This is a genomic window from Arthrobacter sp. 35/47 (assembly GCF_000520475.1).
GTDB classification, from domain to species: Bacteria; Actinomycetota; Actinomycetes; order Actinomycetales; family Micrococcaceae; genus Arthrobacter_D; species Arthrobacter_D subterraneus.
Genome location: NZ_KI914586.1, coordinates 127,785 through 135,349 on the forward strand (window position 1 = coordinate 127,785; position 7,565 = coordinate 135,349).

Here is a 7,565-nt window from a genome sequence, read left to right on the forward strand (position 1 = left end):
CGTACCCGCCGGCCGCGTTCGGCCCGCTCCGGTGACGTCGCCGCGCACAGCGCCGGCGGCGCGCGCAGTGGAGGGGCCCAGACCGGTTCCGGGCAGCGGAGTTCGGGGCAGCGCGCTTCGGCGCCGTCGTCGTCGGGCCGGCCGTCCGGCAACCGTGCATCCGGTTCACGCCGGGCCAGTGCGCCAGCCTCGAACGAGCGCCGCGGCCGCTAGGCAGTACGCCGCAGGAACCACGCGCCCACCGAGCCGAACAGCCCGGTGGGCAGCGGCATTTCTGCCGGTTCCTGACATTTCAGGGGAGCCCCTGATGGCCTTTGAACGCCCACGATGGGAAGAATGGAATCATGAACGCACTTCTGAATGTCATCTGGCTTTTGTTCGGCGGAATCTGGCTCGCGATCGGCTACTTCCTGGCGGGCATCGTGTGCTGCCTGCTGGTGGTCACCATCCCCTTTGGGATCGCCTCGTTCCGCATCGGCGCCTACGCGCTCTGGCCGTTTGGCCGGTCCGTGGTGGACCGCGGCGGCCGCACCTATTTCTTCTCAACCCTCGGCAACGTGGTCTGGGTGCTGGTTGCGGGCATCTGGATTGCCATCGGCCACGTACTGACGTCCATCCCGATGTTCCTCAGCATCATCGGGATTCCCCTGGGCATCGCGAACATCAAGCTCATCCCGGTTTCGCTGATGCCGCTCGGGAAGGAAATCGTACCGACGTCGGGCACCCGGTTCCCCCAGCAACTGCGGTGAGCGGCGCCTACTGAGCCGCCCCGCGCAGGAACTCCTCCATCAGCGGTCCGCCGGAAATGGACCCGCGCTCGCCTTCCCCGACGAAGACAGCGACGGCGAGGTCACCCTGCAGCGCCACCACCCAGGCGTGGGTCCGCGGCGGGTCCTCCGTACCGAACTCGGCAGTACCGGTCTTGGCGAGGACCGGTTCGCCCGGCACATCAGCCAGCAGCTGCGCACCTCCCACGGTGACCACAGCTCCCATCATCTCGCGCAGCGCTGCCGCCTCGTCGGCGGTGAGGTCACTGGGGGCGGGCGTTTCCGTCGCCTCCGCAGAAGGCTGGGCTGAAGCGGACGACGACGGCGGTACGGCCTCCTCCCCGCCCCCGCCCAGGAGCGTGGGAGCCACCCGCTCCCCGGCTCCCACCGACGCCGCCATGATGGCCAGCGAGAGGGGAGAGACAAGGACCTCGCCCTGACCGATCATGGACGCGGCATGGGTGGTGCCGTCCGCCTCTGCCGGAACCGAACCGAAGAAGGCCGGGGTGCCGATCGGAACATCGACCCCGATCCCGAGATCCGCCGCCGCGGAGGCCAGATCTTCCTGCGACACGGTATCCCGCTGCGAGATGAAACCGGTGTTACAGGACTGTGCAAGAGCCTGGAGGAGGGGGATCTCCCCGGTGAACCCGACAGGGTACCCGGGTACGTTGGTGAATGTACGGCCATCGACCTCCAGTTCCGGAGGGCAATTGGTGATTGTCTCCGGGGTGAAGCCGCTCTTGAGCAGGGCCAGCGAGGTGGCCACCTTGAACGTCGACCCGGGCGGATACTGACCGAGCAGGGCCGTCTGCAGTCCTTCCGAGCCAGGACCGTTTGCCACCGTGAGGATCTCGCCGGTGGAGGGCCGGATGGCAACGATCGAGGAGGCGGAGGGCTCCTCGGCGAGTACATCCTCCGCGAGTGTCTGCATGCCCGCGTCGAGGGTGAGTTCGAGCGGTTCGCCGGGCACGGCAGGCTTCTCGAACAGGACCTCGCCGGTACGGGTTCCACCTTCGCCGGTCACGGCCTCGATGACTATCCCGGGAGTGCCGCCCAACTGCTGGTCGTACTGCAGCTGGAGGCCGGAGAGCCCGGCTGCATCCCCGGCCTCCAGACGTCCCTGCGACTGCTCCACCAGCTCTGCGGTCACCGGTCCCACGGATCCCAGAAGCTCTCGCGCGAAGCTGCGTGTTGGTGCCAGGGGGAGGCTGTCGGGAATGCCGGTGGCACCCGGGATGGCCTCCAGCTCAGCATCCGAAACGGGCCGGTCCCCGTTGTCGCGGAGCACGATCGCCTCAACGAACGCCTCCTCGCCGGCACCGAGCACCTGTTCGGTATAGGTTGCGGCGTCCACTCCGACCAGTTCCGCCAGTGCCGCCGCCGACGATTCCAGGGTGGACGCTTCAACAAGCGTCTTGTCGATTCCCACCCGAACGACAGGGCGGTCGGTCACAAGGACCTCACCGCCGGCACCGAGAATCTCGGCGCGTTCGGCGGGTGTTCGCGACACAGCGAGGGAGGCGTCTGCACCCAGCCCGTCGACCGCGATGGAGGGGGCCCAGGCCACCTGCCAGACGTCGTCGACCAGGGTCAGCTCCGCGGTGGTGGTGTAGGCCCAGTCGCTTTCTCCCGGATCGATGTCCCACACGTGGCTGAGCTGGGCTGTCGCGGTGTCATCACCCGTGGATTCGACGGAGGCGACGGAGACCGTGGGTGAGGCCGGTTCGAGGGCTGCGCTGATCTCTTCGAGCTGTACGGTGGCTTCCTCGCCGGAAACGGACGAGAAGGCGATGCCGCTGAGGTCCTGGTTGGTCAAGCCTTCGGCAAGCTGTGCTGCGGCATCTTCCGGATTCGGACCTGCCTGCGTGCAGGCAGACACAGACAGCACCATGGCGGCGGTCAGAATCAGAGACGTTCCGGTTTTCCCCATGCGCTCCATTATGCCGACCGCTTCCTGAACCCGCGTTCTCTGTCCACAGCACAGGCACACCCTGTCCGGGTTGACCGCCACCGGCATACCATCGGAGACATGACTCTGACCCGTACTGAATTGGCAGCAGGTTTCACCGTGAGCGCGCAGGGTTTCGGCGGCATGGCGCTGACCGAGGTCTACGGCGGTCTTGATCAGGAGCAGGCGCTGCAGACTCTTCATCACGCCGTCGATGCCGGTGTGACGTTCATCGATACTGCGGACATCTACGGGGCGGGAACCAACGAGGAACTTGTGGGCCGGCTGCTGGCCGAACGGCGGGATGAGGTCGAGGTGGCCACCAAGTTCGGCATCCAGGGGAGTCCGGCCGCCGGCTATACCGGGGTCCGCGGCGATGCCGCCTATGTCCGGAGTGCGGCGGAGGCGAGTCTGCGGCGGCTGGGCACCGACGCCATCGACCTTTACTACATGCACCGGAGGGATGAGTCGGTACCCCTTGAAGAGACCGTGGGTGCAATGGCGGACCTGGTGTCGGCTGGAAAGGTGCGCCACCTGGGCCTGTCGGAGGTGACCGCGGATGAACTGGCCGCAGCGCACGCGGTGCATCCGATCGCCGCGGTACAGAGCGAATGGTCGATCTGGAGCCGGGATGTGGAACGGCAGGTGGTGCCGACAGCCGCCAGGCTCGGAGTCGGGTTTGTTCCCTACTCACCGCTCGGCCGCGGATTCCTCACTGGCACGGTCCAGTCGCAGTCCCTCTCCGCCGGTGACTTCCGCCATCGTGTCCCGCGGTTCAGCGCGGACGCGATCAAGGCCAATGCCGCCGTAGTGGAAGCTGTGCAGTCGGTGGCGGCCCGCACCGGTGCCACGCCCGCGCAGGTGGCGCTTGCCTGGCTTGCGGTGCAGGGAGGAAAGTTCGGTCTGCCCGTGGTGCCGATTCCCGGCACCCGCAAGCCGGAACGTATTGATGAGAATGTCGGTGCGCTGGAGGTGCGGTTGTCGGATGCGGACTGCGATGTGCTGGATGCGGCCGCGGACCTTGTGGTGGGGGAGCGGAGCGCGGATCCTGCCTGGGTGTCGAAGGGGAGAGAGGCCTGAACGACTGTCTGTGGCGGGAACGGTTCGCCTGAAGAGAAAAGGGTCGAATGGCTCTATGCGACTAAGTTGAGCGTAGTACACTCAACTTAGTCGTTGTGTTATCGCAGGAGGCCACCATGGACACCAAGTTCACCACCAAGAGTCAGGAAGCACTGTCCGCTTCCGCTACGAATGCCTCCACCGCGGGCAACCCGCAGGTGGAGCCCGCGCATCTGCTCAAAGCCCTGATGGACCAGCGCGACGGCGTGGCCGTCGCGCTGCTCACGGCTACCGGAGTGGGTGCGGACAGCGTCAGCGTCAAGGCGAGTACCGCGATCAAGGCGATGCCGGCGTCGTCCGGCTCCTCCGTCGCGCAGGCCCAGTTCTCGCGCCCCATGCTGCAGGTCATCACCGCTGCCCAGCAGGAAGCGGAGTCACTCGGTGACACCTACGTTTCCACGGAGCACCTCCTCCTTGGCATCGCAGCGGACTCCGGCGCCGCGGGGCGGATCCTGCGCGAGGAGGGCGCCTCACGGGAGGCGCTGCTTGCGGCGCTTCCGGGCGTGCGGGGTGACCGGCGTGTCACCAGCCCTGATCCCGAAAACACGTTCCAGGCGCTCGAGAAGTTCGGCGTCGACCTGACCGAAATTGCGCGCTCGGGGAAGCTGGACCCGGTCATCGGCCGTGATACCGAAATCCGTCGCGTGGTCCAGGTCCTCTCGCGCCGGACCAAGAACAACCCGGTACTGATCGGTGAGCCCGGCGTCGGCAAGACCGCCGTGGTTGAGGGGCTCGCCCAGCGGATGGTTGCCGGTGACGTGCCGGAGTCCCTGCGGGGCAAGACGCTCATCAGCCTGGACCTCGGGTCCATGATCGCCGGCGCGAAATACCGCGGCGAGTTCGAGGAGCGGCTCAAGGCCGTCCTTGAGGAGATCAAGGCGTCCAACGGGCAGATTGTCACCTTCATCGATGAGCTGCACACCGTCGTCGGGGCCGGCGCCTCTGAAGGTTCAATGGACGCGGGCAACATGCTCAAGCCCATGCTCGCCCGCGGGGAACTTCGCCTGATCGGCGCCACCACGCTCGATGAGTACCGCGAGAACATCGAGAAGGATGCTGCCCTGGAGCGCCGCTTCCAGCAGGTGTACATCGGCGAGCCGAGCGTCCAGGACACCATCGGCATCCTGCGCGGTCTCAAGGAGCGCTACGAAGCGCACCACAAGGTTTCCATTGCCGACTCCGCCCTGGTTGCCGCGGCCACGCTGTCCAACCGGTACATTACCGGCCGGCAGCTGCCGGACAAGGCGATCGACCTCGTGGATGAGGCGGCCTCGCGGTTGCGGATGGAAATCGACTCCGCACCGGAGGAAATCGATCAGCTGCGCCGCGCCGTCGACCGGTTGACCATGGAGGAACTGGCGCTCGAGGGTGAATCCGATGAAGCGTCAGTGGAGCGACTGGCGGCCCTGCGTGCCGACATGGCGGACCGCAAGGAGGAACTTGCCGCGCTCAACGCCCGCTGGGAAGCGGAAAAGGCGGGGCTGAACCGGGTCGGCGACCTCAAGGCGAAGCTGGACGAGCTGCGCTCGGAGGCTGACCGCGCACAGCGTGAGGGAGATCTGGAGCACGCTTCACGCATTCTTTACGGTGAGATCCCGCAGCTGCAGCGCGAGCTCGAGACGGCACAGGCCGAGGAGGAAGGCTCGGCCGATTCGCCGGAGCTGATGGTGGCGGAGGAGGTCACGGCGTCGGACATCGCGGAGGTCATCTCGGCATGGACGGGCATTCCGGCCGGACGCATGCTGCAGGGCGAAAGCCAGAAGCTGCTGCACATGGAGGAGAACCTCGGGAACCGCCTGATCGGCCAGAAGAAGGCTGTCGCCTCCGTCTCGGATGCGGTCCGCCGGGCACGCGCCGGAATCTCGGATCCGGACCGCCCCACAGGATCCTTCCTGTTCCTTGGGCCGACCGGCGTGGGGAAGACCGAGCTCGCAAAGGCACTTGCCGATTTTCTCTTCGACGATGAACGGGCGATGGTCCGGATCGATATGTCGGAGTACTCGGAGAAGCATGCTGTTGCGCGGCTGGTCGGTGCACCTCCCGGTTACGTCGGCTACGAGGAGGGAGGTCAGCTCACCGAAGCTGTCCGTCGCCGGCCGTACAGTGTGGTGCTGCTCGATGAGGTGGAGAAGGCACACCCGGAAGCCTTCGACATCCTCCTCCAGGTGCTCGACGACGGTCGGCTCACCGACGGCCAGGGCCGCACGGTCGACTTCCGAAACGTGATCCTCGTGATGACCTCGAACCTCGGTTCCCAGTTCCTCGTGGACCCGACGCTGGATGAGTCGGCCCGGAGGGACGCCGTCATGTCGGTGGTGAACATCAGCTTCAAGCCGGAGTTCCTCAATCGGCTCGATGATGTCATCATGTTTGACGCATTGAGCCTGGAGGAGCTTTCGCAGATCGTGAACCTGCAGGTGCAGTCGCTCGCCGCCCGTCTCCAGGAACGCAGGCTCACGCTCGACGTGACGGACGCCGCGCGGGAGTGGCTGGCGCTCACCGGATTCGACCCGGCGTACGGCGCCCGCCCGCTGCGCAGGCTCGTGCAGCGGGAGATCGGCGACCGGCTTGCCCGCGGCCTGCTTTCCGGAGAAATCAACGACGGCGACAAGGTACGGGTGGACCGTGCGGCGGGTGGTGCGGAGGCGCTGAGCGTTTCCAGCGTCCCCGCGTAAGGGGTGCGGCCGGGGCCGGGTTACTCAGCCAGGAGGGTGTCCGTGATGACGTTGCCTTCGTCGGATACCACGAAGCAGTCGATGCGCCGGTCGCCCTCCGCCCAGGTTCCGGAGGTAGGCGTGACCTGTGTCAGCGTCAATCCGGAGTAGCCGGCGGTCGCATCCTCGTCGATCGGCACCGAATTGCACAGCTCGTCGCCGCTGGCGTTGAGTGCGGCTTCGCCGGGGAAGTCGGCGTCCTCGGGCAGGCTTGTGGTCGCCAGCAGCTGGGCGTTGTGCGGTGTGGTGCAGGTGACGGTCGTGACGTCCGCGCTGACGTTGGCCGCATCGAAGCCGAGGATGCAGGCACCGGCCTCCAACTCCAGCGGCGAGAGGTTCTCGGCGATGATTCCGTCGGCACCGGGCGTGGTGCTGGGGGTTGCCCCCGTCCCGGTGTCGTCCCCACGCAGTGCGTTGACAATGCTCACGATGGCGAAAATCAGCAGGGCAAGCAGCAGCAGGCCTGCCGCGCCGAGGATGAGCAGCTTTTTGCGGTTCGAGCCGGATGCGGACCGGTCAGCTGCCCGTGCACGAATCCGGGTGGGCGATGCTTTCTCCGTGCCGGCCGGCGGAAGGCCATAGGGCCCGCCGACCGGTGGCACGGGACTGCCCGGAGTCTGCGGCCCCTGGACGGGGAACGGCTGCGCCCAGGGTGTTTCGGGTGCCGCGTCAGGAGCTGCCGGGGGTGTTTCAGGCGCCGCGTCAGGAGTTTCAGTGGCCTTGGGGGCTGCGGCGGGCTCCGCGGGCAGACCGGCCGGCAGGTCTGTAGGGCCGGGTGCCGACTCGCGGGGGCTCTCCGCCGGATCCGGGACGCCTGCTGCTGCAGAGTGCTGGTCGGCGTCGAACAGGGCATCCCAGCGGGACTGATCCTGCTCCTGCCCCGCCCACGAAGGTTCATTGCCGGACGCCGCAAGGCTGGTCAGCCCAGGAGAGGTTTCGCCCCGGCTTTCAGCCACATCACCCGCGGTCCCTCCGGCCGGTGCCGTGCCGGCGGGAGCGGCGGCCTCCGCGGGG

5 protein-coding genes and 1 pseudogene are annotated in these 7,565 nt (G+C 67.1%); 4 read left to right on the forward strand and 2 right to left on the reverse strand.

The window, feature by feature from the left end; genetic code table 11:
* Positions 1-213: pseudogene (locus tag X803_RS22675) on the forward strand (DEAD/DEAH box helicase); the annotation flags it as partial.
* A gap of 131 nt (positions 214-344) precedes the next feature.
* Positions 345-749, forward strand: coding sequence for a YccF domain-containing protein (locus X803_RS0104520; RefSeq protein ID WP_026544210.1), 405 nt, complete (start codon positions 345-347; stop codon positions 747-749).
* A 7-nt stretch (positions 750-756) separates the two neighbouring features.
* Here X803_RS0104520 and X803_RS0104525 read toward each other — a convergent pair whose 3' ends face one another.
* The gene (locus X803_RS0104525) at positions 757-2,700 is read right to left on the reverse strand and encodes a penicillin-binding transpeptidase domain-containing protein (protein ID WP_026544211.1); all 1,944 of its coding nucleotides are present in this window, start codon (positions 2,698-2,700) and stop codon (positions 757-759) included.
* Positions 2,701-2,799: 99 nt separating this feature from the next.
* On the opposite strand from X803_RS0104525, the gene X803_RS0104530 reads away from it, so the two are divergent.
* Both X803_RS0104530 and clpB read left to right on the forward strand, forming a co-directional pair.
* A complete protein-coding gene (locus X803_RS0104530; protein WP_035777920.1) occupies positions 2,800-3,798 on the forward strand; it encodes an aldo/keto reductase in 999 nt (332 codons plus the stop codon).
* A 116-nt stretch (positions 3,799-3,914) separates the two neighbouring features.
* A complete protein-coding gene (gene clpB, locus X803_RS17820) occupies positions 3,915-6,512 on the forward strand; it encodes an ATP-dependent chaperone ClpB (RefSeq protein ID WP_035777959.1) in 2,598 nt (865 codons plus the stop codon).
* A 20-nt stretch (positions 6,513-6,532) separates the two neighbouring features.
* Here clpB and X803_RS20940 read toward each other — a convergent pair.
* Positions 6,533-7,565 (reverse strand): septum formation family protein (locus tag X803_RS20940; RefSeq protein WP_216699026.1); only part of this gene is annotated, 1,033 nt, incomplete at its 5' end.

Excerpts from the sequence above, each read along its gene's own strand:
- X803_RS0104520 (WP_026544210.1), top strand. The coding sequence starts at position 345 with ATGAACGCACTTCTGAATGTCATCTGGCTTTTGTTCGGCGGAATCTGG.
- X803_RS0104525 (WP_026544211.1), bottom strand. The coding sequence starts at position 2,700 with ATGGGGAAAACCGGAACGTCTCTGATTCTGACCGCCGCCATGGTGCTG.
- X803_RS0104530 (WP_035777920.1), top strand. The coding sequence starts at position 2,800 with ATGACTCTGACCCGTACTGAATTGGCAGCAGGTTTCACCGTGAGCGCG.
- clpB (WP_035777959.1), top strand. The coding sequence starts at position 3,915 with ATGGACACCAAGTTCACCACCAAGAGTCAGGAAGCACTGTCCGCTTCC.